This is a genomic window from Thermoactinomyces sp. DSM 45891, from assembly GCF_900119485.1.
Classification (GTDB): domain Bacteria; phylum Bacillota; class Bacilli; order Thermoactinomycetales; family Thermoactinomycetaceae; genus Baia.
This window is the reverse complement of the sequence record NZ_FPJZ01000001.1, coordinates 261,752-287,098: the sequence shown is the minus strand read 5'-3', so window position 1 is coordinate 287,098 and position 25,347 is coordinate 261,752. Positions and strand designations below refer to the sequence as shown.

Sequence of the window (25,347 nt, the reverse complement as noted above, 5' to 3'; positions counted from 1 at the left end):
TCAGCCGCAAATACCGGAGCCACCGGAGTAACGGGCCCACAAGGAGCAACGGGTCCACAAGGAGCAACCGGCCCACAAGGAGCAACCGGCCCACAAGGAGATACGGGCCCGACTGGTCCTAATCTTGCAATCGAAGGATTCTCTGTTTTCCGTCCTACGGGTACGAGTACCGCCGCGAGCACAATATTGGCTGGTTGGACAGCGCCAGCAAATACTCCTTACTATACAGGAAGTAATTTCAATCCAGTCACCGGAGTGTATACAGTTCCAACAGATGGAAGGTATTCAATGAAGGCAGTGATTAGTTATACGACAACAGCCACTATCACTGCCCAAATTGGTGCAAATGTTAATCCTGCTTTTGCTATTCAAAGAACGACACCTACAGCGACAACTTTGGTTTCGGGTTTGTTCCCTGTATTGGATGTTAACATTTTATTGATTCTCACGGTAAGGGTGATTCTAGGGAATGCCTCCATTACATTAGTAGGTGACTTTGATCTGGACGCAGGAGATCAGGTTTCCATTTTTTATAACGCAGATGGATTAGTTATTAGTTTAGATATAGGTGGAGATCCTTCCTTGCCTTCAGGCACAGTTTGGTCGGTGCATCGATTGACATAGTATCGCTTCATTCTCATACAGAACTAGCTTGTAAAATCGACTCTCGATTTACAGGCTAGTTTCAATTTTTTTATGACAAATGGGTTATACTCTCTTACTAAGACGATGAAATCATGAATCAAAGAGAGGTGTTATATACAAATGAAAACAACCAAATCTAGAGGAGCATGGAAAAAAAGAATGATCATCACTTTCATCACCCTTATAGGACTAGCCATTGCCGGAATTAGTTATTGGAACCTTTCCCCCGTTCCAAAATCACTTTTGATTAAAAGAGCATTTGAAGGTGGGGTATTCGCTCCATCTGCTGTGCATGGAGAAGCTGAAAATAAAACAACAATCGTGAAAGATATCGATTATCAGTCCAAATTTCCAGATGGGAAATTAGATATCATCTATCCGAAAAGTCGTACAGAGGAAACTCCTACTATTTTTTGGGTACACGGTGGTGGGTTTGTGGGAGGGGATAAATCAAATATCACTGGATATGCGATAGAGTTGGCTTCCCATGGTTATACTGTGGTAAATATTAACTATGCTCTTGCTCCGAAAAGAAGATATCCTACACCTGTCCTTCAACTAGGCGAAGCATATGAGTACATGAAGAAAAATGATAAAAAATATGGCATAAACCTAAATAGAGTCTATTTTGCCGGAGACTCTGCGGGAGCACAGATATCAAGTCAATTCGCTAACATTCAGACATCGAAAGAGTATGCCAAATTAAACAAAATGGATGCGATTGTAGATCCGACTACAATGAAAGGCATGTTGCTATTTTGTGGCCCGTATAATATGCCAAATCTGGCTAAGATGGAAACAAATAAAAACATACAAGACTTTTTACGTACTACTGGATGGGCGTACTTGGGTAGAAAAGATTGGGAAGGGTTACCGGAAGTAAAAATAGCGGCTGTGTTAAACCATGTCACCGAAAAATTCCCACCCTCCTTTATTACCGATGGGAACACGAAATCATTTGAAGATCAAGGAAGAGAACTAGCCACCGCATTACAAAGCAAAGGGGTGTATGTAGATGCTCTTTTCTTTGATAAAAAAGAGTTTGGTGAGTTAGCACATGAATTTCAATTTAAAATGAATACGCCAGCAGGACAAAAAACCTTTAACCAGGTTCTAGAATTTTTAAGCAAAAAGAGATGAACCCTTCTGTATTAATGCGAAAACGGTGTTACAATATACGCATACCCTTGACGAGGAGAGGAAGTCCATTATGATTAACCAACAAAGAATACTTGATGAATTTATTGAACTTGTACAAGTGGACAGCGAAACAGGGGACGAGCGTGCGATTTGTGACCTGTTGAAACAAAAGCTAACCGACCTAGGCTTGGATGTAGTCGAAGATGGATCAGCAGTTGTGACAAAGTATGGTGCGGGGAATCTGATTGCGACCCTAAACGGGACTGTGGGAGATACTCCTACGATTTATTTTACTTGCCACATGGATACCGTTACTCCAGGCAAAGGGATTAAGCCGATTATCAAGGATGACCACATCTATTCCGATGGAACGACCATTCTGGGTAGTGATGATAAAGCCGGATTGGCAGCCATCTTAGAAGGGATTCGTGTACTTCAAGAACAGAAAGTGCCACACGGTACGATTCAATTGGTGCTTACGATCGGAGAAGAGTCTGGATTAGTAGGTGCTCGCCACTTAGAAAGACAATACATAAAAGCCGATTTCGGATTTGCCTTAGATTCCAATGGACCTGTAGGGGAGATCATCGTGAGTGCACCATCGCAAGTGAAGATCCTTGCTCGCATCCATGGTCGTGCGGCTCATGCGGGGGTGAATCCAGAAGCGGGAATTAGTGCCATTCAAGTGGCCAGCCGTGCCATTTCTCGTATGCCACTTGGGCGAATTGATGAAGAAACGACAGCTAACATCGGTAGCTTTCACGGAGGTACTGCAACCAACATCGTGACAGAATACGTGGAAATCCTAGCAGAGGCTCGGAGCCGTAATGCAGAAAAACTCCAGCAACAAGTAGAGAAAATGGTACAAGGGTTCCAGTCTGCGGCCGCTGACTTCGGTGCAATAGCTGATGTGGAAGCCAATGTCCTTTATCCAGGGTTCTCTTTTACAGAAAAAGACCTAGTGGTTCAAAAAGCAGTTGCTGCCGTGAAACGGATTGGTCGTACCCCAGCAATTGGTGGAAGCGGCGGTGGTAGTGACGCCAATGTGATAGCTGGATACGGTATCCCAACTGTTAACTTTGGAATAGGATATAAGAAAATACATACTACCGAGGAGCATATGCCGATAGAAGAGCTTAACAAAGCCGCTGAGTTGTTTGTAGCAGTTGCACAGGAATGTGCTAAGTAAGAAAAGATGTTCCGCTTTATTCAAAAGCCCTGATGATGCAGGGTTTTTTCTTTTTGTCCCAAAAACGGAAGAATTAGCGTATGAACCAACCCTTTCTTTGGAAAAATAACGCTAATTACAACGAAACAGGAGACAGAAAATATGAATGTGGTCTTTTTCCTTACAGGTCTACTTTTGGTGTTTGTATTAGGCTATATAGCCAGTCATAATCGGAAAGATATTAAGCTGAAGCCTATTATCGTGATGCTAGTCGTAGAAGCAATTCTCACCTTTTTTATGCTAAGTACAGAAGTGGGGATTACCATAGTGTCCGGTGTTTCAAAAGCATTTCACAAGTTAGTCGTGCTTGGAATCAGTGGGGTCGATTTTGTTTTTGGCGGGTTAGAGAACAATGGGGCATCTACTTTTTTTCTTGATGTGCTATTGCCGATTGTCTTTATCTCGGTATTAATCGGGATTTTAAGTCACTACCACATACTGCCGTTTATCATTCGGGTGATCGGACTGGGATTAAGTAAGTTAAATGGTATGGGGAAGCTTGAGAACTATGTAGCTGTCTCTGCAGCGATCTTGGGACAATCCGAAGTGTTTCTTACCACTAAGAAGCAACTCGGGTTAGTATCTAAGCGGCGTCTTTATACGTTATGTACATCGGCGATGAGTGCGGTTAGCATTGCAATCGTAGGGGCATATATGACGATGTTGGAGCCCAAATATGTGGTTGTGGCTATTATCATCAATATCTTTTCGGCTCTTATCATCGCCAATCTCATTAATCCTTACGATCTTGGAGATGAGGACGATTTAGCGATTGAGCAATCAGCAGAGAAGGTTAATCTCTTTCAAGCCATTAGCGAGAGCATTATGGATGGTTTTAAGGTGGCGATTATCGTGGCCGCGATGTTGCTTGGGTACATTGCTTTAATCAACTTCATTAACTACTTGTTTACATTTATCTTCCATATTTCGTTCCAAACCCTACTTGGTTATATCTTCGCACCGATTGCCTTCTTGATGGGAGTTCCTTTCGATGAGGCCGTGAGAGCAGGTAGTGTAATGGCAACGAAACTGGTGACAAATGAGTTTGTAGCTATGCTTGACTTCCAAAATGTATCGAAGCAGCTTTCCGCTAAAACCGTCGGGATCGTTTCTGTTTTCCTAGTCAGTTTCGCTAACTTTAGCTCGATCGGAATTATTACCGGTGCGATTAAGGCATTGAATGAGAAAAAGGGAGATGAGGTTGCGAAGTTTGGTTTGAAATTGTTGTATGGCTCTACCTTAGCGTCGATCTTATCGGGTACGATTGTTGGATTGTTTTTGTAAGGGAAACGAAGAGCATTCTGTCTAGATAGGATGCTCTTTTAAGTAGAGAATAGATGATTCATAAAGAAAAACCTTATTGTAAGCGTTAATATGAGCAATAGGGGATATAATGTGCCTATTTTTCGTCTTAAATGAATCTTTACATAGATTTGCTGTGGGAGTAAGATTAGTTCAATTTCATATAAACATCTTTTCCCTATAATCGCTGAATTCCAATGGGAACGGGGGAACCAACTGTGGTTGATTGCGAACCACATGGGGTGAATCTTATTCAAATGATATGGATTTGAATAAGTAGGGTGACTCTCAGCACCCGAATCCGTCAGCTAACCTCGTAAGCGTAGTGAGAGGGGGGTTATTTGTTGTGGGTATATTAGAGCCAACAGGATAACCACCTGTTGGTTTTTTGCGTGCAAAAAAACTATTTCAATGGTGCTAAAGATTCTGGTGTTGGTACGAAAGCTATCGACATATGAAATGACTGAGAGAATACACGGATTAGAAGGCTGGGGAAATTTAGGAAGATAGATAGTTTAGCTTATGTATACAAGGAGGAGTATCCGTGTTAGATATTGCGATGATCGGGTTGCTTGCGATTTCGTTTGCCTTATTTTACGGATTTATCAACTGGTGTCACCTGATAGAGAGTGGAGGAGAAAAATAGTGATCTGGCTGATGGGTGCTGTTACGCTCGCGATTTTTGTGTATCTGGTCTATGCATTCCTTTATCCAGAGAAATTTTAAACATAACCAATGAGAGGATTTTTGCACAATGGGAAATGCTATTTTGCAGTTTCTGCTTATCTTAATGTTACTATTTGTGGTTGCAGTGCCATTAGCTAAATATTTACATCTCGCTTTTTCGAGGGAAAACACCAAGCTAGATCGATTCTTCTTCCCTTTTGAAAAATTCATCTATCGAGTGGCAGGGATTAAGAATCTGGAAGAAACGGGTTGGAAAAAGTATTCACTTGCCTTACTCTTTGCGAATGCTGCTCTATTAGTGATTTCCTATCTGATATTACGAGTACAAACTTTCTTACCGCTGAATCCGGGTAAGATTGCCAATATGGAGCCGATGCTCTCCTTTAATACAGCAGTTAGTTTCATGACGAATACCAACTTGCAACATTATAGCGGAGAGACAGGTCTTACGATCTTAACGCAAATGATTTTCGTAACGATGATGATGTTTACCTCTGCTTCAACGGGCTTAGCTGTAGCGATTGCCGTGATTAGGGCCTTATCAAGTAAAGGGAAAACCATCGGTAATTTTTATCAAGACTACATTAGGGCCAATGTTCGTGTGCTACTTCCGCTTGCCGTGATCGTGACGTTGTTTCTCGTCGCATTCGGTGTACCACAAACATTGGATGCAAGTACATCGGTTACGACACTTGAAGGAAAAGTGCAGATCATTGCCATGGGGCCCGTAGCTTCTCTGGAATCGATCAAGCATATTGGGACCAATGGTGGAGGATTTTTTGGAGTTAATGCGGCTCATCCGTTTGAGAATCCAAATGCCGTTACCAACATTCTTCACATCTTGGCCATGTGGTGTATTCCTGCCGCTCTACCTATTACCTATGGCTTGATGGTGAAGAACCGGAAGCAGGGTTGGGTATTATTTGGAACCATGTTAGCCATCTTTCTCGTTATGCTTACTGTGATTTATTGTGCTGAACAAGCAGGGAACCCTGCACTGAATAATGAAGGATTTTCCTCGACTCAAGGGAGTATGGAAGGAAAAGAAGTACGGTTTGGGATACCGCTTTCCAGCTTCTTTACTGCATTAACCACTGCGGCCACCACAGGTACGGTTAATAATATGCATGATACGCTTACGCCTATAGGTAGCCTCGTTCCATTTGGATTGATGATGCTAAACAATGTGTTTGGCGGAGAAGGTGTTGGCTTTGTTAATCTGTTGATGTACGCGATTCTGGCGGTTTTCCTAGCGGGACTCATGGTAGGTCGTACACCCGAATTTTTAGGACGAAAAATCGAACCACGTGAAATGAAGTTGATTGTGATTGCACTACTCATTCATCCACTGATTATCTTAGGTCCATCTGCCATTGCCTTTATGACTCATTTAGGCACAGATGCGATCAGTAACGCAGGCTTCCATGGGATTTCGCAAGTGATATATGAGTTTACATCAGCGGGAGCGAATAACGGTTCAGGGTTTGAAGGATTGGGAGATAATACACCTTTTTGGAATATCTCTACCGGGGTTGTGATGCTACTCGGACGTTATATTTCGATCATTGCCCTGTTAGCTGTAGCTGGTTCATTAACACAAAAACAACCAGTACCTGAGACGATCGGTACATTCCGTACCGACAATGCAACATTCGGGATTATTTTGATCGGTACGGTACTTATCATAGGGGCTCTTACCTTTTTCCCCGTCCTCGTTCTAGGTCCGATTGCAGAGTTTTTGTCTATTCGTTAAAAGGGAGAGAAATTACAAAATGAATTCGCAAACGAAAAATCAATCGATGTTTCAAGGACCGATTGTTCGTCAAGCGTTACGAGATAGCTTTAAAAAATTGAATCCATTTATCATGATGCGAAATCCCGTTATGTTTGTGGTAGAAGTAGGGACATTCATTACTCTGTTGATGCTACTGATGCCCGATTATTTTGGAGTACAAAATCAGATGGGCTACACCATTGCGGTGTTTGTCATTCTATTCTTCACGATTTTATTTGCCAACTTTGCAGAAGCACTTGCTGAAGGTAGAGGGAAAGCACAAGCAGATTCCCTGAAAAAAACCAAGGCAGATACTGTAGCGAAACGGCTGAATGAGAAAGGTGAAGTCGAGAAGGTTTCATCTACTGTATTACGAAAAGGCGATGTGGTAGTAGTTGAAACAGGGGATTTGGTTCCCGGAGATGGGGAGATCATGGAGGGGTTAGCTTCGATTGATGAATCCGCGATTACAGGCGAATCAGCCCCTGTAATTAAAGAAGCAGGTGGTGACTTTAGCTCTGTCACAGGCGGAACCAAGGTAGTGAGTGACTCCATCACGGTACGAATTACAGCTGATCCAGGCGAATCATTCCTTGATAAGATGATTTCCTTAGTCGAAGGGGCGTCTCGTCAAAAAACACCAAATGAACTCGCCTTGAACACGTTGTTGATTACCTTGACGTTAATCTTTCTCATAGTCGTCGTTACCTTATTACCGATTGCTGGTTATGTAGGTGTTACCTTACAGGTTGCCACATTGATTGCCTTGCTCGTCTGTTTGATCCCCACCACGATTGGTGGGCTTCTCTCAGCGATTGGGATTGCGGGAATGGATCGTGTAACTCGATTTAACGTTCTCGCTATGTCAGGAAAAGCGGTCGAGGCGGCGGGTGATATTAACACCATGATTCTCGATAAAACAGGAACCATCACCTTCGGAAACCGGATGGCCGCGCAGTTTACTCCAGTTGGCTCTGCTACAGAGTCAGAAGCAAGAGGAGCGGCGGTACTCTCCTCCTTAAAGGATGAGACTCCAGAGGGACGTTCTGTCCTTGAATTAGCTAAAAATCAAGGTTTCGCAGTAGATCCTGCTCCTTACGAGCAAGCAGAATTTATTCCATTCACGGCGGAAACCCGAATGAGTGGGATGGATGTAAATGGTGCTATATACCGCAAAGGTGCCGTTGATTCAATCCAGAAATATGTTCAGGAATTAGGCGGAGAAGTTCCAGCTGATCTAAAAGAAAAAAGCGATCAGATTGCTGGACTGGGTGGTACCCCCCTTGCCGTTTCGGTCGGGAGCAATATTGTTGGGCTTATCTACTTGAAAGATACCGTGAAACCGGGGATGAAAGAGCGATTTGACGAGTTACGCAAGATGGGGATTAAAACCATCATGTGTACAGGGGACAACCCATTAACTGCGGCAACGATTGCCAAAGAAGCAGGGGTAGACGACTTTATTGCAGAAAGTACACCGGAAGATAAAATTCGAGTGATTCGTGATGAACAAGCACAAGGGAAATTGGTAGCCATGACAGGTGACGGTACGAACGATGCACCTGCTCTAGCACAGGCAGATGTAGGATTAGCGATGAATAGTGGAACCATTGCGGCGAAAGAAGCGGCCAATATGGTAGATTTGGACTCTGATCCTACGAAAATTATCGAAGTCGTTTCTATTGGTAAACAGCTATTGATGACCCGTGGAGCGTTAACAACGTTCAGTATTGCCAACGATATTGCCAAATACTTTGCGATATTACCTGCTATGTTTACCGTGGCGATTCCACAGATGGAAGCATTAAACTTCATGAATCTGAATTCGCCTACGAGTGCCATTTTATCTGCCTTGATTTTTAATGCGATTATCATTCCCTTGCTTATCCCTCTAGCGATGAAGGGAATTGCGTATAAACCGATGCCTGCTGCTGCGCTGTTACGTCGTAATTTACTCATATACGGCTTAGGTGGCGTGATCGCCCCATTTATCGGGATTAAGCTGATCGACCTTGCTGTCGGATTGATTGTATAACACACAGGAGGAATCTGAGATGAAAGTGTTTCGTTTAGCCGTGGTCATGATAGTCATTCTAGGTCTGGGTTATCCTCTTGCTATGACGGGGATTTCTCAGCTTATTTTCCCTAGTCGAGCCAATGGGAGTATCGTTTATAACGATCAAAAACAAGCAATAGGCTCCGAGCTAATCGGGCAATCGTTCGAAAGTCCACAGTATTTCCATGGACGTATTTCTTCTATCAAATATGACGGGGCTGCATCAGGCACCCCGAACTACGCCCCCTCGAATGAGGAAATGATCAAAAGAACAAAGAAAGAAGCAGAGAAGTGGTTAGCACAAAACCCCGGGAAGTCCGTAGGCGATGTTCCGCTAGATTTAATTACGAACTCTGGATCTGGATTAGATCCACATATTAGCCCAGATGCTGCTCGTTTTCAAATCCCGGCTGTGGCTAAAGCAACGGGGTTGTCCAATCAACAATTAGAGGACCTAGTGGAGAAGCACGTGGAAGGCAGAACTCTCGGTGTGTTTGGTGAGTCGCGAGTCAATGTATTCAAGTTAAATCTGGATCTTCATAAATTGATCCAAGCTAAGGCGTGATTGAATGCAGAATGATAGAGAATATAAGCGTTTAAGCCCAGAAGAAATTCTACAAAAGATCGAGAAAATGAAGAAGGGTCGCCTCAAGATTTATATTGGGGCGGCACCCGGTGTTGGAAAGACGTTTCACATGCTACGAGACGCGCATGACCATAGGGCTAAAGGTGTAGATATCATAGTTGGGCTAATCGAAGCCCATGGACGTAAGACCACCACCGCTGAAGTAAAGGACCTCGAAATCATCGCGAAACAAACCATTCTTTACAAAGGAAAAGAGCTTAAAGAATTAGATGTGGCAGCGATTATCAAGCGTAATCCAGATGTGGTTATTGTTGATGAACTAGCGCATACGAATGTGCCCGGATCGAAAAACAAGAAGCGGTATGAAGATATACACGAGATATTAGAAGCAGGCATTCACGTATGGACTGCTATGAATATCCAGCATTTAGAAAGTGTTCGAGATATTGTTGGGCAAATTACAGGGGTGCGAGTGAACGAACGAGTCCCTGACTCTATGTTGCGTGAAGCAGATGAAGTAGAAGTTGTGGATGTGAGTCCAGAAACCTTGCGAGCTCGGATTCAGGAAGGAAACGTATACAACAAAGATAAAATCGAACAATCTCTTAACAACTTCTTCCGTAGGGGGAATCTAGTCGCACTACGGGAGTTATCTTTACGAGAAGTAGCAGATGACATTGATTTACGATTAGAAAAAGAGAGAACGGAGCTTGGAATTGAAGAACCATCTGGTGTACACGAGAAAATTTTAGTTTGTATCCAATATGGCCCTAAGGCGGAAAAATTGATTCGCAGGGGGGCTCGTATTGCCAATCGTTTAAATGCAGAACTCTACATTCTACATATCAGCTCGCATGAATCAGACCCAAAATCGATTGAAGAATGGAAGCAACTCGCTGAGCAGTTTGGTGCTACGTTTATCCTCCAAAAAGCAAGATCAAGAAAAGTAGCTCAACAAATGGTAGAGGTTTGCCGTCAGTATAAAATTACCCAGATTATTATGGGGATGTCCGCACGCACTCGGTGGGAAGAGATCTGGAAAGGCTCGATTATTAATGTGATTATGCAACAACTGCAATATGTGGATGTGTTGATTGTGTCGGATCGCTAGTTGTTCGTTATTGATCCGAGGAGTCCCGACGATATCTTCCCTCAGCTAGCTTCATATCGATAAAATTAACGACTTGTTGCAATGAGGATATCTGGCTAATGATCGTTTCTCTATGCCTCTTTAAGCTTTCCACCAACTCAGGAAATTCTGCTGGGTCCATATCGGTTGGGACTGCTAAGAACGGTCGCATCTCCTCTAGTGACATCCCTGTTTTTTTCATGCAGGTAATCAAATGGATTGTATCAATGTCCTTTTGCCGATAGATACGATGTCCGTTATCTTTTCGATCTGCACGAGGTAGCAATGAGATCTTTTCGTAATAACGGATTGTATCCTTAGAAATGCCAGTTTGATCAGCAGTTTGTTTAATTGTAAAAATAGACTCTGTCACGTGAACGAATTCCTCCCAAGACAATACTTTTTGTGAATTATACATCTTGGAGTTAGCTCCAAGTCAATCTCTTTACTCATTGGAAAAAATGTATGTTTTCGCATCTTGACTTGAAGTCGACTCCAAGTTATACACTGTGCACAGTCTATTACGAGGGGGAGCTATGATGAAAACAAGTCAACGTGAAAATATCGCACTCATTACGGGCGCAAATGCCGGAATTGGATTGGAATTGACTCGGAAATTACTGTCGGAGGGCTGGCAGGTGGTAGCATTAAACCGTTCTGAGTTCCCGGAAGAGGATATGGAAATCCAAAAAGCGACTAAGAATGGATCACTTCGCCTTTATAAAACGACAGATCTCACAGATTATGACAGCTTAAGAAGGACCCTAGAAGCGATTAAAGGGAAGGAACAGAGAATCGATATTTTGTTCAACAACGCGGGTAGGACTTTCCACGAACTCAGCTACACCAAACAAGGGCGCGAGAGCCATTATGAACTGATGACCGTGGTTCCGTACATCATCTTGATGGAATTAAAGGAACTTTTACAAAACGGTCATCTCAAAACCGTGATTAATACCTCCTCTGCCATCATACAATTTGCGAAAGAGTTTACGATCGAAACCCTAGAACGTCCTAAAACTTTTCGAAAACTGCTAGGCCCTTACGCCACATCCAAACTGGCTCTCTCTCTGTGGACTGAAGCGATCGCCCTGCAACTTGCCAAAGAGGGTATTCAGATTCGTAGTGTGGATCCGGGCGGTAACAATACACTACGAAAAGGAAGAAAATCAGGACTGCCCATATGGATCGAACCATTTATGAAATTCTTTTACGCACCGCCTACTCACGGTGCGAATCAACTATATGAAGGAGCTTTCGGAAAGCATCGAGATGATACAGGTGTGTTTCTACTTAAAGGTCGGATTACGGGATTAAAATATAGTGTCCAAGCAAAGAGTGTTCTGGAAAGAGTTCATGCAATTTATGTAGAAGATTTTCTTGAAACTAAGTCTTGATTTCAATCTTAAATCAGGCTTTTATCTTTGTGTAAATGAAGGGAGCATTTCAGAAAAAGGCACATACGATGAATTTAACAGAAAGATTTTATTACATGATGGGCTTTCGATCCGTAGGTAATAGTTGGTTTGTAATTTGGGCTAACTGAAATCACCGCACAGTTACTGTTTCTTCCTATAAGTACAAGATTTTCACCGAATAGATGGGTATTTTCGTAACAAAATCTCTGTGCACTAAATAAGCTGGACTAAAATATATTGAAAAGGGAGCAGATTTCGTCAGGAGGTGAGTAATATGTCTTATCCCAATATACCAAATGTAAGTCCTAATATTTCTGTGACTCGAGACGATGCGATTAATTTACTTTTATCTTCGATTGCTCTAGAAGAACTAGGATTGAGTCATATTATTAATGCAGAAGGAGAGAAATTGCAGTACGTGCTCGGAACACTCCCAGGGATTTCGTCAGCGCTTAATCCTACTCTTACTGATCTTTTGGCGATCAACCAAAGTGTTCAAGATACCATTAACGTGATAGCTAAGAAAGAATGGATCTTAAATGAGAAGCTAGAGAATGTCTTGGATTCGGCAGGTGGTTCGCTGAATGCAGGCCCACAAGGCCCTGCTGGTCCACCGGGTGCTCCAGGTCCACAAGGTTTCCAAGGCCCTATTGGCCCATCAGGTCCACAAGGTGATACGGGCCCACAAGGTGTTACAGGTCCACAAGGTCCCACTGGTCCTACTGGCTCTGTGTCTTCAGGATTTGCGAACGGGCTTAGTAGTATATCTGATTATCCAGCTAATTCGAATACTGGAGTTACGTGGGATGTAGTATCTTTTGGTGGATCTGGTATTACTATTACACCTGGTGTTGCAGGAATTACCCTAGAAGGGGGTCATAATTATTTAATTAATTCTTCGTTTTCTGGACGTTCTCTGGCTGGAACCGATGATAGTGGAAGGTTTGAGTTGTACTTGGATGGAGTCTTAATCCCGACTGCACAGTCAATTGTATATGGTCCTAGCCAAAATGCAGATGGCTCTGTTCATGTAGTGACTCCTATTTCCCTGCCGAGTCAAGTTCTTACTGCACAAATAAATCTTATTGGTGTAACAGGTCAAACTCTTACTATAGAGGATGGTTTAGTAAATATAGCGGTATTGAAAGTAACATAAGGGTCCCCCTTCAAAAGAAGGGGGTTTTTTTTCGCTGTTTTCCTCTATTTAAGAAGGATTACATAGTACATAGATAGAATAAATGAAAATGTAAAAATATTTAAAATATATTTATTTGAGGAGGAATTATATTGAAGATGGCGGTCCCCAAGACAGCGATGGGGCTCATGCTCTCGATCCCGTTGGTCTTTACAACTGCGTTTGCTTCAGGAGTTCCTGTGCAAGAAAAAAGGCATGCTAAACCTCGTGTTTCTGAGGAGCGAATTTATCGTGATATTGCTTGGATGGCAAGTAAGGATGATGCTCGTATGGCAGGGACTCCAGGTGAGCATCAAGCAGCGAAGGTGATCGCACAACGCTTTAAAAAATTAGGCTTTGATGTAAAGATGCAGAGATTTCCGTTTACCCGCTTTGAGAGTCGTGGAGCAGCATTAACGGTTAGTCAACCTGAGAATAAATCGTTTGAGACAACTCCCCTAACCTATTCTCCGAGTACACCAGCTAAAGGGCTTACTGCAGATTTAGTATATGCTGGGTTGGGAGCAGAGAGTGACTTTGCTTCTGTAGATGTCAAAGGAAAGATCGCTCTGATCAAGCGTGGAAACCTTACTTTCTACGATAAAACACAAAATGCGGCGAAAGCAGGAGCGATTGGGGTTGTGATCTTTAATAACACCACGGGTAAGTTAGGTGGAACACTCGGACAGCAAACAAGCATCCCTGCAATTGGTCTTACGGATACAGATGGTGCTCTTTTGACCAATTTGCTAAGTAGTGGCCAAAAGGTAACGACGACAATGAAGGCGGACACCAAAGTGATCAATACGTACTCACAAAATGTGATCGGTACTTACAAGGCGAAAAATACCAGAAAGGCGAAGACCCTTGTAGTGGGCGCACATTATGATGGAGTTGACTCAGCAGCGGCTAATGATAATGCTTCTGGAACAGCTACGATGTTAGAAGTAGCACGTCTAGCTTCTCAGAAGAAGTTAGACATGAATGTAAGATTTATCGCGTTTGGTGCGGAAGAAGCTGGATTGATTGGATCTGAGTTTTATGCACAGTCGCTAAAACCAGAAGAAACTGCGAATATTTCGGGAATGATCAACATGGATATGGTTGGTGTTGGCGATAAGGTGAATGTGTTGACTGCTTCTGCGAATGCGCAATCCTTTGTAGCAGACTTGGCAGTCGAGAAAGCAGAAGAATTACAGATTACCCCAATTAGAGGATTTTCTACTAGAAGCGACCATGCTTCTTTTGAACCACTGGGCATCCCTGTAGCCTTCTTGCATGTAAGTGAAGATCCATACTACCACAGTGACCAAGACACGTTAGATAAAATCCAGAAGCCCAACCTGAAAAATGTGGGAACACTTGTCACGAACTTAGTTCTCGATATCGCGAATAACAATTCGGGAGCACCAGCGAAGGGACAAATGCAGTCTCTAAATGAAATCCAGGTGAAACAAACTCATCACGATCACGGTGTGAACTTGGTAACAAAATAAGGTAAGTTGGGAAAGCATCAGACTCTGGATGGATCTGGTGCTTTTTCTTTTATGTAAATATAAATTTTTATATATAAAACTAAGATAATTAATTGTTCCGTGAAGCATCTTTTGATAAAATGAGGTTGAAGAAAGGTAATACCTTTAGATGATTTACTATTTATGCTTGTGGGGTTGAGAAGAAGATGCAATTTGATACAGATATTGGCGATCGGCATCCATTTTTTTCGGAAGTTCGTCCAGGGCGTGGCTTTGAAGATATCGCGATGCAGATTAAGGAAGCGATTTTGCAAGGGCATTTAAAGGATGGGGATCGTTTGCCAAATGAGAGGGAATTGGGTAGTCTCTTTGGAGTGAGCCGTCCTACTGTACGAGAAGCCATTCGTTCATTAGAAGCGATTGGAGTAGTAGAGGTGCGTCGAGGGGTTTATGGCGGTATTTTTGTGGCGGAGCCTAAGCCGGATCATGTAGGGAAGGCACTCGCTGCATTGCTACGCTTTCGTGGTGCTACGATTAGCGAGTTAGTAGAGTTTCGGCAAACATTTGAAGCAGAAATGGCGTATTGGGCTGCACAACGAGCCACGACGAAACAAGTAGAGCAATTAGTGTCAATTGCAAACAAAATAAAGGAAGTGGCGCATTCAAGTGAGGTGCCATGGGAGAAGTTTATAGAACTAGATTTGGCCTTTCATGAAGAAGTAGCTCAGGCTTCTCGTAATCAGATTCGGGTGGCGATCATGTTGGCGATTCATGGCGTGCTCCGTAAAACTTCTTTAATGCTAGAGAAAATTGATGATGTTGCTTGGCGTGAACAGCAGGCATCAGATTTGATGGGGATTGCCGAAGCGATTGGTGAGGGGAACGCCGAATTAGCACAAAAGCGGATGGCGAATCATATTGAACGGAATATTAGCAAATTTAATTAATGGGCAAACGGGTAACAGTGGGGTGAGCATGTGAAGGAAGAGTTCATTGTTTGCAGATGTGAGGAAGTAACAGTAGAACAATTAGAGGATGCCTATGTCTCAGGTGCGATCACGTCTCGTCAGTTGAAGATGAAAACGAGAGCTACGATGGGAGCTTGTCAGGGAAGAGTGTGTCGTCAGTTGGTAAATCTGTGGCTTAGTAAGAAAGATCCTTGTGCTGATAAAGGAGTCGAACCATTATCTTATCGAGCCCCGATAAGGCTTGTTACTTTTGGAGAATTGGCAGGTGGAGAATAAGTGGGAAAACCTCTTCGCATTAGTCATCACCCTCTTTTGGGAGAGATGAATAAGAAAGTGATCTCATTTACTTATAATGGTGAGATGTTACAAGGGCTAGAAGGGGAGCCGATTGCCGTAGCATTGCTTGCAAATCACATTCGGGTTTTACGTAGACATGAGGAATCAGGATCGGCTCGTGGACTTTATTGTGGGATTGGTCACTGTATGGAGTGTCGTGTTCAGTTGATTGGAAAAGGGCAAGTACGGGCATGTCTTACCCCTTTGCAAGAAGGAATGGAGATTCGAGAAGGAAGCAGGCTTCCCAATGAGATTACCGGGAGGGTGGATTCATGAATGGAATACAGCAAATCGATCTACTGATTGTGGGTGCGGGTCCGGCAGGATTGTCAGCCGCGGCTACGATCTCGGCGGATCGTGATTTTCGGGTTATGATCATCGATGAATTCCCTGAGCCTGGTGGACGCTTGTTAGGGCAGTTTCATGAAGAAAGAGACCGTTCGTGGTGGGTTGGCAAAACAGTCGCCGCTGATCTCATTGCACAAAATGTCTTAGCAGGGGTTACAATTCAGAGCGGTGTTTCGGTGTATGGACTAGAGTTACTTCCTGGAGGTTGGAAGGTACTTACTTCTAAGGGAGACATCCATACGAAATACTTACTACTGGCAACGGGTGCGGCTGAGATTCCCGTTCCTGTCTCGGGCTGGACACTTCCAGGAGTAATGTCGATCGGGGCAGCCCAAGTGATGGCAAATGTCCATCAAGTCAAGCCGGGCGAGAAGGGGTATATCGTGGGTGTAAATGTGTTGTCCCTTGCAATTGCTAGAGAATTAGCGGTAGCAGGCATTGAGATAGAGGGGATCGCGTTACCACCTAGTGATTTATTTGTGACGGAGGAGACGACTCCCGTTGCCGCGATTGAACTTTTAACAAGGATATCGGATGCGGCGCCAGCTCTGTGGATGCGGTTAGGTGGAAAGCTGGCACAGAAAATGAAGTTGAGTCGATTGCTAGCCTCTTGTTTTCCTAAAAAGGGGATCAAAGTGTGGGATCTGCCTCTACAGTTGCGAACGGCACTTGTTTCCATTCAAGGAGTAGACCAAGTAGAGTCGGTTGTCGTAGCCGATGTGACGAGTAGTGGAGAAATCATAGAAGATAGCCAGAGGGAGATCAAGGTTGATTTCGTTGCGATAGCAGGAGGTCTGTATCCGTTAGCTGAGCTGGCGGCGTTGGCAGGTTGTCCTTTTCTCTATGTACCGGAATTAGGCGGTAATATCCCTATTCATAATGAAAGAATGAAAACAACCTTGCCCAATCTCTATGTAGCAGGAAATATAACAGGGGTAGAGGGAGCGCAAGTAGCCATGGCTCAGGGGCGTTTGGCAGCACACTCTATCTCGTATGATGATGGATGGTTTGCTTGTGAAGAGGAACCGAAATTGCTAGATGCGATTGACGAGGTAAAAGAGGTACGGAATTCTGCGATGATCCAATTCCATCCGGAGATAGATGGCGCTAGGAAGCGGATCTACGAGCTATTTGATCATTGGATGTAAGTGGAGGTGAGACTTGGATGAAAACGGAGAATGCGGATGTCGTAATTATTGGTGGTGGCATTATAGGGATGGCTACTGCTTACTATCTAGCGAAACTTGGGTCTGATGTCGTGGTCTTAGAAAAAGGAGAGATCGCAGGAGGAACTTCTTCGAAATGCGATGGTAATATTTTAGCGATCGACAAGGAACCCGGTTTTGATAGCCAAATGTCGCTGGAGTCACAAAAATTAGTATCTCAATTGGTGTTTGAGTTAGATGAGGAGTTTGAATATCGGGCACCTGGTAGTATTTTGGTTTGTGAGTCGGAAGAAGAGATGGAAGCGGCGGAAATGTGGGTAAATCGGCAAAAGGAGGCAGGACTACCCTTTCGGATGCTCGATCGAGGTGAGATTCGAAGCGAATGGAAGCACATGGCGGACGATATCCACGGTGGATTAGAGTGTGCTACTGATTCTACGGTAAACCCGGTGTTATTTACGTATTCATTAGCTGTTACTGCTCAGCGGCTAGGCGCTAGATTGAAAACGCATACATGGGTGACAGGGATTCGTTTAGATTCATATGGAGCTGTGGCAGGGGTGGAAACATCAAATGGATTGATTAGAACCAAGCATGTTGTGAATGCCGCGGGTGTGTGGTCCAAGCCCATTGCTCAGATGGTAGGGATTGAGATCCCGGTGGAGCCGCGAAAAGGGCATATTTTAGTCTCTTCTCGAACAGAGAGTATTGGGACGAGAAAAGTGATGGAATTTAGTTATCTGATGAGCAAGTTTGGCAAAGAGAGAAAAGTAGATAAACGAACGGAGCAATATGGTGTTGCCCTGGTATTTGAACCGACAGCCTCTCAGAATTTTCTGATCGGAAGTAGTCGCGAATTTGTGGGATTTGATATGAAAATTAACGTAGATGTAATTCGTTGTATCGCAAGAAGGGCGATTCGATTCTTTCCTGCGATGAAGGATATCCCTGTCCTGCGGAGCTACTGTGGGCTTCGTCCGTGGACTCCTGATCATTTGCCGATTGTGTCGCCAGTGGAAGAGGTTCCTGGATTTTATATCGCCGCTGGCCATGAAGGGGATGGGATTAGTCTCGCTGCGATTACTGGCAAAGTGATGAGTGAATGTATTACAGGTCAAGAGACAACGATTTCAATAGAGCCGCTACACTATAATCGATTTAAAAAGGAAGCTGGAAAAAGATGAGGATTTCAAAATTAATTTCGACGATTGATACACATACGGGCGGAAATCCAACTCGTACTGTTACGAGCGGCGCACCTAAGTTAATAGGCAATACGATGACAGAAAAAATGGTTTATATGAAAGAGAATTACGATGATTTCAGGCGTCTTCTCATGTATGAACCACGTGGACATAGTGTGATGTCAGGGTGTATCTTGACAGAACCTTGTGATCCTACAGCGGATATTGGCGTTGTATTTATTGAGACGGGTGGATATCTTCCGATGTGTGGTCATGACACGATTGGTGTATGTACGGCGTTAGTGGAAGCGGGAATCTTTCCAGCGGATCAAACTACCTTGCGTTTGGACACACCTGCTGGGTTAGTAGAAGCAAAGCTTTTAATAGAAGACGGAAAAGTAAAGCGGGTTACATTTACGAATATCCCTTCTTTCCTATACAAACGAGAGGTCTGTGTTTCGGTGGATGGTTTAGGAGAAGTAACGTGTGACATTGCATACGGTGGCAATTTTTATGCTTTGGTAGATGCACAGCAAGTCGGATTAGAGCTTGTGACCGAATATGCGGCTGATATTGTCCAGAAAGCGATTCGAATTCGGGATGCGATAAATGAACAGATTGAGGTCGTTCATCCTGAGATTCCCGTGATTCGTGGGCTTACACACGTGGAGTTCTATGCTGATCCTGTATCTCCAGAGGCTGATTGCCGAAATACGGTGGTGATTCCGCCGGGTGGAATTGATCGTTCGCCATGTGGAACAGGGACTTCTGCGAAGGTTGCAACGTTATTTGCCAAAGGAGAACTGGCACTGGATCAAGAGTTCGTACATGAGAGCATCGTGGGTTCTCTCTTTTATGCCGAAGTGCTTGCTGAAACGACAGTAGGTGATCTTCCAGCGGTGATCCCGCAGATTTCTGGATCTGCATGGGTTACGGGTTTTCATCAGTTTGTGATTGATCCGAGTGATCCGCTTTTGGATGGTTTTTTGATCCTTTGATTATGAGAGGTAGGAAAGGGGGTGAGGCATTTCTAGGCTATAGGAAGCTGTCGGATTTGCCATCATGTTCACATACTAAATACAGGGGGAAAGTGTAATGAAACGATTTTACGGCATCTATGTGGCGATTGTGACCCCTTTTACAGATTCGATGAAGGTGGACTACGATCGATTGAGAGAGCATGCTGACTGGTTAATTCAAAATGGTGTTCATGGATTGGTACCAGTTGGATCAGTAGGAGAGTATGCTGCTTTGGATGATGAAGAGCGAGCCAAGGTAGTGGAGACGGTTGTTGAGATGGCCGCGGGTCGTGTTCCTGTAGTGGTGGGCACAGGTGCTCCGTCTACGCAAAAAGCAGTTGGCTGGGCAGAACATGCGAAGAGGATAGGCGCAAGCGGAATCATGGCTTTGCCGCCGATCAACTATAATCCAACTCGGTCGGAAGTGATTTCCTTTTATCGCTCTCTGTCGGACGTAGGTCTACCGATTATTGCCTACAATAACCCATTTGATACAAAAGTCGATTTAACCCCTGATTTATTGGCAGAGCTTTGTAAGCTTGAACATGTTGTCGCTGTGAAAGAATTCTCCGGGGATATACGCCGGATTCATGAGATATATGAGAAGACCGATTTGGAGGTTTTGGCAGGCGCTGATGATTTGGCTTTAGAAGGCTTGTTGGCAGGCGCCACCGGTTGGATTGCTGGCTTTACTAATTCACATCCGAAAGAAAGCGTTGAATTGTTTGATTTTGCAATTAACGGAAAAGTTGCGGAAGCCACACAATTATATCGTCGTTTGCTACCTCTTTTTCGGTATGACTCCACTCCGCGCTTAGTTCAATCGATCAAATATGCGCTGGAATTGGTAGGAAGACCAGTGGGTAAGGCTCGTGCTCCGCGCCTAGATCTAACGAGTGAAGAGAAGGAAAGTATCGAAAAGGCGAGTCAATGTATTTGAGTGAATGTTAGCTGATGTGTATTAGGTGCTGATTATCCAGATATAGGATGTGCCGGGGCATGTGTATGACTACAGATCGCTAACATCGCAGTGGTCATACACACTACCCCTAGTCTATCTTGAATGCAAGCTATACCTTAAGTAGAAGTGCTTCTTTATTCTTGTGAAAATGCCGCTACGGTTTACAGGAGGAGATAAGGTGGAGAGTCGAAATTGGATTGGTGGGGAATGGATTGAGCCGGTGGGGGAGAAGGTGGTTGTGAAAAATCCTTCGCATACGGAGATAGAAGTGGGGACGATAACCTTCTCTGATGGATCACATGTGTTACAAGCAGGGGAAGCGGCGAGGAGAGCTTCGAAAGGATGGGCAAAGTTAACGGGTTCTGCTAGGGGAGAGTTCCTGTATAAAATGGCAGGCCTGTTGCAGAGTCATTCGGAAGAAGTTGCTCAATTAGCCAGTCAGGAGATGGGGAAGCCGATCACGGAGATGAAGATGGAAGTGATGCGGGGTGTGCATTTACTTAGGTACTACGCCGGGGAGGGAGTAAGGACCCATGGGCAGTTAATTCCGTCAATACAAACAGATGTGGTGCAGTATTCGAAACGGGTTCCACTTGGAATAGTTGGAATTATTACACCGTGGAATTTCCCTGTAGCGATTCCGATTTGGAAGATTGCTCCTGCATTAATCTGTGGGAATACGGTGGTCTGGAAACCCGCGGAATATGCTTCTTTAACGGCAGTTCGCTTAACCGAAATTTTTGCTCAAGCCGGACTACCCGAAGGTGTTTTTAATCTAGTGATTGGAAAAGGTAGTGTAATCGGGAATCAGATGATTGAGAAGATGGATGTAGATGCTATCAGCTTTACGGGATCTTCTATGGTGGGAAGTCATATTGCGGCTACTTGCGCTAAGCGCCATATTAAGTATCAGACGGAGATGGGAGGTAAAAATGCTGCTATTATTTTACATGATGCAGATATCGAAAAAACAATCCCAATGATTTTAAGCGGAGCTTTTCGTTCAGCAGGCCAGAAATGTACGGCAACAAGTCGAGTCATTGTTGAAAAGGGGATTATGAATTCATTTATCGATGCACTCCGGCAAGGAGTATCGAATGTAAAGTTGAGCGATGCCCTCGATCCAAATGCGTATTTAGGACCAGTCGCATCAAGAGAACAGTATCAAACGGTTAACTCGTATGTTGAATTGGCTCGTCGGGAAGCAGAAGTTGTGGTAGAAGGAGCCAATACGATACAAAAATCTGGCTATTATATTCCCCCATTAGTCGTAAAAGGTGTAGGGAATGATCATAAACTCGTGCAAGAGGAAATCTTTGGCCCCGTGGTAACGCTGCTTCCTGCTCTCGACTTTGAGGAAGCAATTCAATTATGTAATCAAACGGTTTATGGATTAAGTGCGTCCATCTTTACAAAAGATGTAAATCACGCGTTCCGCTTCCTAGAGGAAGCAGAAGCGGGAATGGTCCGTGTGAACCAAGAAACCGCCGGAGTCGAATACCAATCACCATTTGGTGGAATGAAACTCTCTAGCTCTCACACACGCGAACAAGGAGTAGCTGCTCTCGATTTCTATACACAATGGAAAACATGCGCGATAAGCTATTCCATTTAAGTTGTATGTAGGTCCAGCTTAGAAAGATGAAGCTGGATTTTTTCATACTTACTAAAGTAGGTTATAAAAAAACATTAATAAGAAGGATATATTATATGTCTAATCGAAATAATTAAAGGAATAAACATGATTGATGTGAAAAATTTCCTATTGCACGATTGCTCCTAATACTGTATAGTTACTTTATCACATAAAAGCAAACAAGTGATAAAGCGAATATGCGGCATCGACAAGAATCAGTAGCAACTTACATGAGCAGTGTTAGAGACTAGGTGGGAGGTGCAAACCTAGGCGATGTTAGATGTGAATTACCCTTGTCAAGTGGATGCCATAAAGAGTGGGTTGTAGCTTATCTGCTATAACCAATTAGGGTGGTACCGCGGAGCTTTTCGTCCCTATAGGATGGAAGCTTTTTTATTTTGTAAAAAAAAGGAGAGAGATTTATGTCGAGGAAAACAATCCCGTCTCATCTACAAGCTTATGTTTCAAAGCAGGATTATGATTTATATACGCCTATTAATCAGGCGGTCTGGCGTTATGTGATGAGACAAAACTACCATTTTTTTCGTGATCTTGCTCATGAATCCTATCAGGATGGCTTGGAGAAGTCGGGTATTTCCCTCGATCGAATCCCTCGTGTAGATGAGATGAGTAAATGCTTGGAGCCATTTGGACTAGCAGCAGTGACAATCGATGGATTGATCCCTGGAGTGGCATTTTTTGATTTCCAAGGTTATGGATTCCTACCCATTGCGACTGAAATTCGGACTCTGAAGCATATTGGTTATACACCTGCTCCTGATATGCTTCATGAGGCCGGAGGACATGCTCCCATCTTAAGTGAACCGAAATTTGCGGAGTATGTGAGGTTGTTTGGACAGATTGGAGCCAAGGCGATCTCTTCACGAGAAGAACATGAGTTGTTTTTAGCAACACGTAAGCTAACTCAGATCATGGAAGACCCAGCTTCTACTCCAGAGATGATCGCTGAAGTCGAGAGAGTTCATGCTGAGAAGATGAAAGCCGCGACCGTTCGGTCCGAGGCGACTGAGATTTCCAGGTTGTATTGGTGGACAGTTGAATATGGTTTGGTTGGCACACGAAACCATCCGAAAATCTACGGGGCTGGATTGCTTTCTTCGATCAGTGAAGGGCAACATTGTTTATCGTCTGATGTGGAGAAAGTCCCGTTTGATTTAGATGTATGTATCGACACTGATTTTGATGTGACCAAGCCGCAACCACAATTGTTTGTTTGTCGGGATTTCGATCAATTAATTGAAGGAATCAAGCTCTATAGTGAACGAATGGCGTATCGGGTTGGTGGGACACCAAGTTTAGAAAAGGCACAACGCTCTGGACAAGTTACCACTTCTGTATACAGTTCTGGTTTACAAGTAAGTGGAGTCGTGACGGAACTTCTCTATGATGAGCAAGGGGAAGCGATTTACCTCCGGACAGAGGGAGGAACACAGCTATCGTTTGAGGATGAAGAGTTACCAGGCCAAGGATGTGCAGTCCATCATCATGGATTTTCGGCTCCAATAGGTAGAGTCGAGGGATTAGAGAAGCAGTTAGAAGAGTTGAGTTTAGTGGAGTGTGAAGAGTTAGGAATGCAGGTAGGTAGTCAGTTGAGCTTGAGATTTGTGAGCGGAGTCGAGGTAGAGGGAACGTTAGTGAATATGACGTTTCAGAGAGATCGTTTGATCCTACTTTCTTTTAAAGATTGTAAGGTTACATGGGGCGATCGAGTGTTGTTTGAACCTGAATGGGGAACTTTTGACATGCCAGTGGGAGAGCGGATTGTGTCTGTTTATGCAGGACCTGCTGATCATGATCGTTTTGTTTTTGAAGAGCAGGATGTATGGACCGTTCATAAACCTGAGGTGGTTTGGACTGATCTGGATGACCTCTATCAGGATGTTCGTGATCTACGAGAAGAGCAGAGAAGAGCGTGGGAGGCTACAAGTATTTTGTCCCGCCTGCGCCAAGTTGATCCAGATGACTGGTTGCTACGAGTAGAGATATTAGAATTAGCCATTGCCTTTGAGGACAAGAGTTTAGAGAGCCAAGTGAGAGCAGAGTTGAGTGAGATATCTGAAAGACAGGTAGAGAACAAATCCTTAATTGAAAATGGGATCAGATTAGCCGAGCAAGAGCCTCATACGATCCTCGTCAAACAGACGACATAATAAAATAGAGAAAAGAAAACCCAGGACCCACTTAATCGTGAGTTAGCTGGGTTTTCTCGTTCCTTTTCTTGAACGAATCGGGATCAGATGGGGTCTCCCGGCATGATGAGCTTCAATCCATTCTTGCAGAGTAATCGGAAGGTGGCCCCATTCTTGAAGCGTATCCCGAATTTCTTGTACGGTTCCGGATAGACGGATGCCGTTCGCAAGTATTTTTTTCTCCATATTTTCGCACCCTTAATGAAAGTCTTTTCTATCGGGATACGCTAAAAGCGAAGGAAATATACCCTTTTTGAAATATATTTTTGTGTATAATAGAGGAATATAAGAAAGCCGAAAGGTTGGATGGCATGAGAAATTTAGAGGAGAAAACCATTTCAACTAGATCTATTTTTAAAGGTAGAGTCATTTCTCTCCAAGTAGATCAAGTTGAATTGCCAAATGGAAACACTTCAAACAGAGAAATTGTAAAGCATCCTGGAGCGGTAGCTGTTTTGGCCATTACGCCAGAAGATCGCATCATTTTAGTACGTCAATTTCGAAAGCCACTAGAGAAAACGATTTATGAAATCCCTGCAGGTAAGAGAGAGTCTGGAGAAGATCCACTAGTTTGTGCAGAGCGTGAGCTAGAGGAAGAGACAGGCTATCGCGCAGGGAAATGGAAGCATCTTGTCTCATTCTATACATCCCCGGGATTTGCCGATGAGTATCTTCATCTCTATCAGGCGGATGAGTTAAGTCCAGGAGAAGTAAATCTGGATGAGGATGAGTTTGTGGAACTGGTGGAGTGGACGCTTCCACAGTGTGTTCAGGCTATTTCTCACGGCGATATTTGTGATGCGAAGACAGTAGCAGCCATTTTGTTTTGGCAGAATCAACAACACCAATCATGACTTTTAACCTGTGAAAATAGAATCCATTTAACTTTTCTATAGTCATGATGA

The 25,347-nt window shown here is 43.8% G+C and carries 23 protein-coding genes, 1 pseudogene and 1 riboswitch; of the genes and pseudogenes, 22 read left to right on the top strand and 2 right to left on the bottom strand.

Annotated elements, in window-relative coordinates; all coding sequences use genetic code 11:
- From BT147_RS15360 to kdpDN, 9 genes and pseudogenes are all read left to right on the top strand, one after another.
- Positions 1-624: pseudogene (locus BT147_RS15360) on the top strand (collagen-like protein); the annotation flags it as partial.
- Positions 625-765: 141 nt separating this feature from the next.
- A complete protein-coding gene (locus BT147_RS01420) occupies positions 766-1,785 on the top strand; it encodes an alpha/beta hydrolase (RefSeq protein WP_072330162.1) in 1,020 nt (339 codons plus the stop codon).
- A gap of 70 nt (positions 1,786-1,855) precedes the next feature.
- Positions 1,856-2,974: a M20/M25/M40 family metallo-hydrolase gene (locus tag BT147_RS01415; RefSeq protein ID WP_072330160.1), complete on the top strand. Its 1,119-nt coding sequence runs from the start codon at positions 1,856-1,858 to the stop codon at positions 2,972-2,974.
- A gap of 141 nt (positions 2,975-3,115) precedes the next feature.
- Complete coding sequence (locus BT147_RS01410; RefSeq protein ID WP_072330158.1) at positions 3,116-4,297, top strand: NupC/NupG family nucleoside CNT transporter; 1,182 nt, start codon at positions 3,116-3,118, stop codon at positions 4,295-4,297.
- Between the two features lie 193 nt (positions 4,298-4,490).
- Positions 4,491-4,652, top strand: a riboswitch (cyclic di-AMP (ydaO/yuaA leader).
- Between the two features lie 320 nt (positions 4,653-4,972).
- Positions 4,973-5,041, top strand: a complete 69-nt coding sequence (gene kdpF, locus BT147_RS15940) for a K(+)-transporting ATPase subunit F (protein ID WP_353640695.1) — start codon at positions 4,973-4,975, stop codon at positions 5,039-5,041.
- 28 nt (positions 5,042-5,069) lie between these two features.
- A complete protein-coding gene (gene kdpA / locus BT147_RS01400; RefSeq protein ID WP_072330154.1) occupies positions 5,070-6,755 on the top strand; it encodes a potassium-transporting ATPase subunit KdpA in 1,686 nt (561 codons plus the stop codon).
- Positions 6,756-6,774: 19 nt separating this feature from the next.
- The gene (kdpB, locus tag BT147_RS01395) at positions 6,775-8,811 is read left to right on the top strand and encodes a potassium-transporting ATPase subunit KdpB (protein ID WP_072330152.1); all 2,037 of its coding nucleotides are present in this window, start codon (positions 6,775-6,777) and stop codon (positions 8,809-8,811) included.
- 19 nt (positions 8,812-8,830) lie between these two features.
- Positions 8,831-9,397, top strand: coding sequence for a potassium-transporting ATPase subunit KdpC (kdpC, locus tag BT147_RS01390; protein ID WP_072330150.1), 567 nt, complete (start codon positions 8,831-8,833; stop codon positions 9,395-9,397).
- Positions 9,398-9,401: 4 nt separating this feature from the next.
- Positions 9,402-10,529 (top strand): KdpD-like non-kinase potassium sensor, encoded by a 1,128-nt coding sequence (gene kdpDN / locus BT147_RS01385; protein ID WP_072330148.1) that lies wholly within the window; start codon positions 9,402-9,404, stop codon positions 10,527-10,529.
- A 7-nt stretch (positions 10,530-10,536) separates the two neighbouring features.
- On the opposite strand, the gene BT147_RS01380 is transcribed toward kdpDN, so the two are convergent.
- The gene (locus tag BT147_RS01380; RefSeq protein ID WP_072330146.1) at positions 10,537-10,965 is read right to left on the bottom strand and encodes a MerR family transcriptional regulator; all 429 of its coding nucleotides are present in this window, start codon (positions 10,963-10,965) and stop codon (positions 10,537-10,539) included.
- Between the two features lie 121 nt (positions 10,966-11,086).
- On the opposite strand from BT147_RS01380, the gene BT147_RS01375 reads away from it, so the two are divergent.
- The 12 genes from BT147_RS01375 (at position 11,087) to BT147_RS01320 (ending at position 24,403) form a co-directional block, all read left to right on the top strand.
- The gene (locus BT147_RS01375) at positions 11,087-11,944 is read left to right on the top strand and encodes an SDR family NAD(P)-dependent oxidoreductase (protein ID WP_072330144.1); all 858 of its coding nucleotides are present in this window, start codon (positions 11,087-11,089) and stop codon (positions 11,942-11,944) included.
- Positions 11,945-12,239: 295 nt separating this feature from the next.
- Positions 12,240-13,121: an alpha-helical endospore appendage domain-containing protein gene (locus BT147_RS01370; protein WP_072330142.1), complete on the top strand. Its 882-nt coding sequence runs from the start codon at positions 12,240-12,242 to the stop codon at positions 13,119-13,121.
- Positions 13,122-13,258: 137 nt separating this feature from the next.
- On the top strand, positions 13,259-14,635 hold the full coding sequence (locus BT147_RS01365; protein WP_286118972.1) for a M28 family peptidase: 1,377 nt from the start codon (positions 13,259-13,261) through the stop codon (positions 14,633-14,635).
- Positions 14,636-14,820: 185 nt separating this feature from the next.
- A complete protein-coding gene (locus BT147_RS01360) occupies positions 14,821-15,561 on the top strand; it encodes a FadR/GntR family transcriptional regulator (protein ID WP_072330138.1) in 741 nt (246 codons plus the stop codon).
- Positions 15,562-15,591: 30 nt separating this feature from the next.
- The gene (locus BT147_RS01355; protein ID WP_072330136.1) at positions 15,592-15,858 is read left to right on the top strand and encodes a (2Fe-2S)-binding protein; all 267 of its coding nucleotides are present in this window, start codon (positions 15,592-15,594) and stop codon (positions 15,856-15,858) included.
- Positions 15,859-16,194: a (2Fe-2S)-binding protein gene (locus BT147_RS01350; protein ID WP_502688548.1), complete on the top strand. Its 336-nt coding sequence runs from the start codon at positions 15,859-15,861 to the stop codon at positions 16,192-16,194.
- Positions 16,191-17,414, top strand: coding sequence for an NAD(P)/FAD-dependent oxidoreductase (locus BT147_RS01345; RefSeq protein ID WP_072330134.1), 1,224 nt, complete (start codon positions 16,191-16,193; stop codon positions 17,412-17,414). Before BT147_RS01350 ends, BT147_RS01345 begins: the two co-directional genes overlap by 4 nt.
- Positions 17,415-17,431: 17 nt before the next feature.
- The gene (locus BT147_RS01340; RefSeq protein ID WP_072330132.1) at positions 17,432-18,616 is read left to right on the top strand and encodes an NAD(P)/FAD-dependent oxidoreductase; all 1,185 of its coding nucleotides are present in this window, start codon (positions 17,432-17,434) and stop codon (positions 18,614-18,616) included.
- Positions 18,613-19,614, top strand: coding sequence for a proline racemase family protein (locus BT147_RS01335; protein ID WP_072330130.1), 1,002 nt, complete (start codon positions 18,613-18,615; stop codon positions 19,612-19,614). Before BT147_RS01340 ends, BT147_RS01335 begins: the two co-directional genes overlap by 4 nt.
- Before the next feature lie 97 nt (positions 19,615-19,711).
- Positions 19,712-20,575, top strand: a complete 864-nt coding sequence (locus BT147_RS01330) for a dihydrodipicolinate synthase family protein (RefSeq protein ID WP_072330128.1) — start codon at positions 19,712-19,714, stop codon at positions 20,573-20,575.
- A 199-nt stretch (positions 20,576-20,774) separates the two neighbouring features.
- Positions 20,775-22,211, top strand: coding sequence for an aldehyde dehydrogenase family protein (locus tag BT147_RS01325; protein WP_072330126.1), 1,437 nt, complete (start codon positions 20,775-20,777; stop codon positions 22,209-22,211).
- Between the two features lie 443 nt (positions 22,212-22,654).
- The gene (locus tag BT147_RS01320; RefSeq protein ID WP_072330124.1) at positions 22,655-24,403 is read left to right on the top strand and encodes an aromatic amino acid hydroxylase; all 1,749 of its coding nucleotides are present in this window, start codon (positions 22,655-22,657) and stop codon (positions 24,401-24,403) included.
- A 42-nt stretch (positions 24,404-24,445) separates the two neighbouring features.
- Here BT147_RS01320 and BT147_RS01315 read toward each other — a convergent pair whose 3' ends face one another.
- On the bottom strand, positions 24,446-24,628 hold the full coding sequence (locus BT147_RS01315; RefSeq protein WP_072330122.1) for a hypothetical protein: 183 nt from the start codon (positions 24,626-24,628) through the stop codon (positions 24,446-24,448).
- Between the two features lie 125 nt (positions 24,629-24,753).
- On the opposite strand from BT147_RS01315, the gene BT147_RS01310 reads away from it, so the two are divergent.
- Entirely contained in the window at positions 24,754-25,296 is a 543-nt protein-coding gene (locus BT147_RS01310) for an NUDIX domain-containing protein (protein ID WP_072330120.1), read from the top strand.
- Positions 25,297-25,347: the final 51 nt, after the last annotated feature.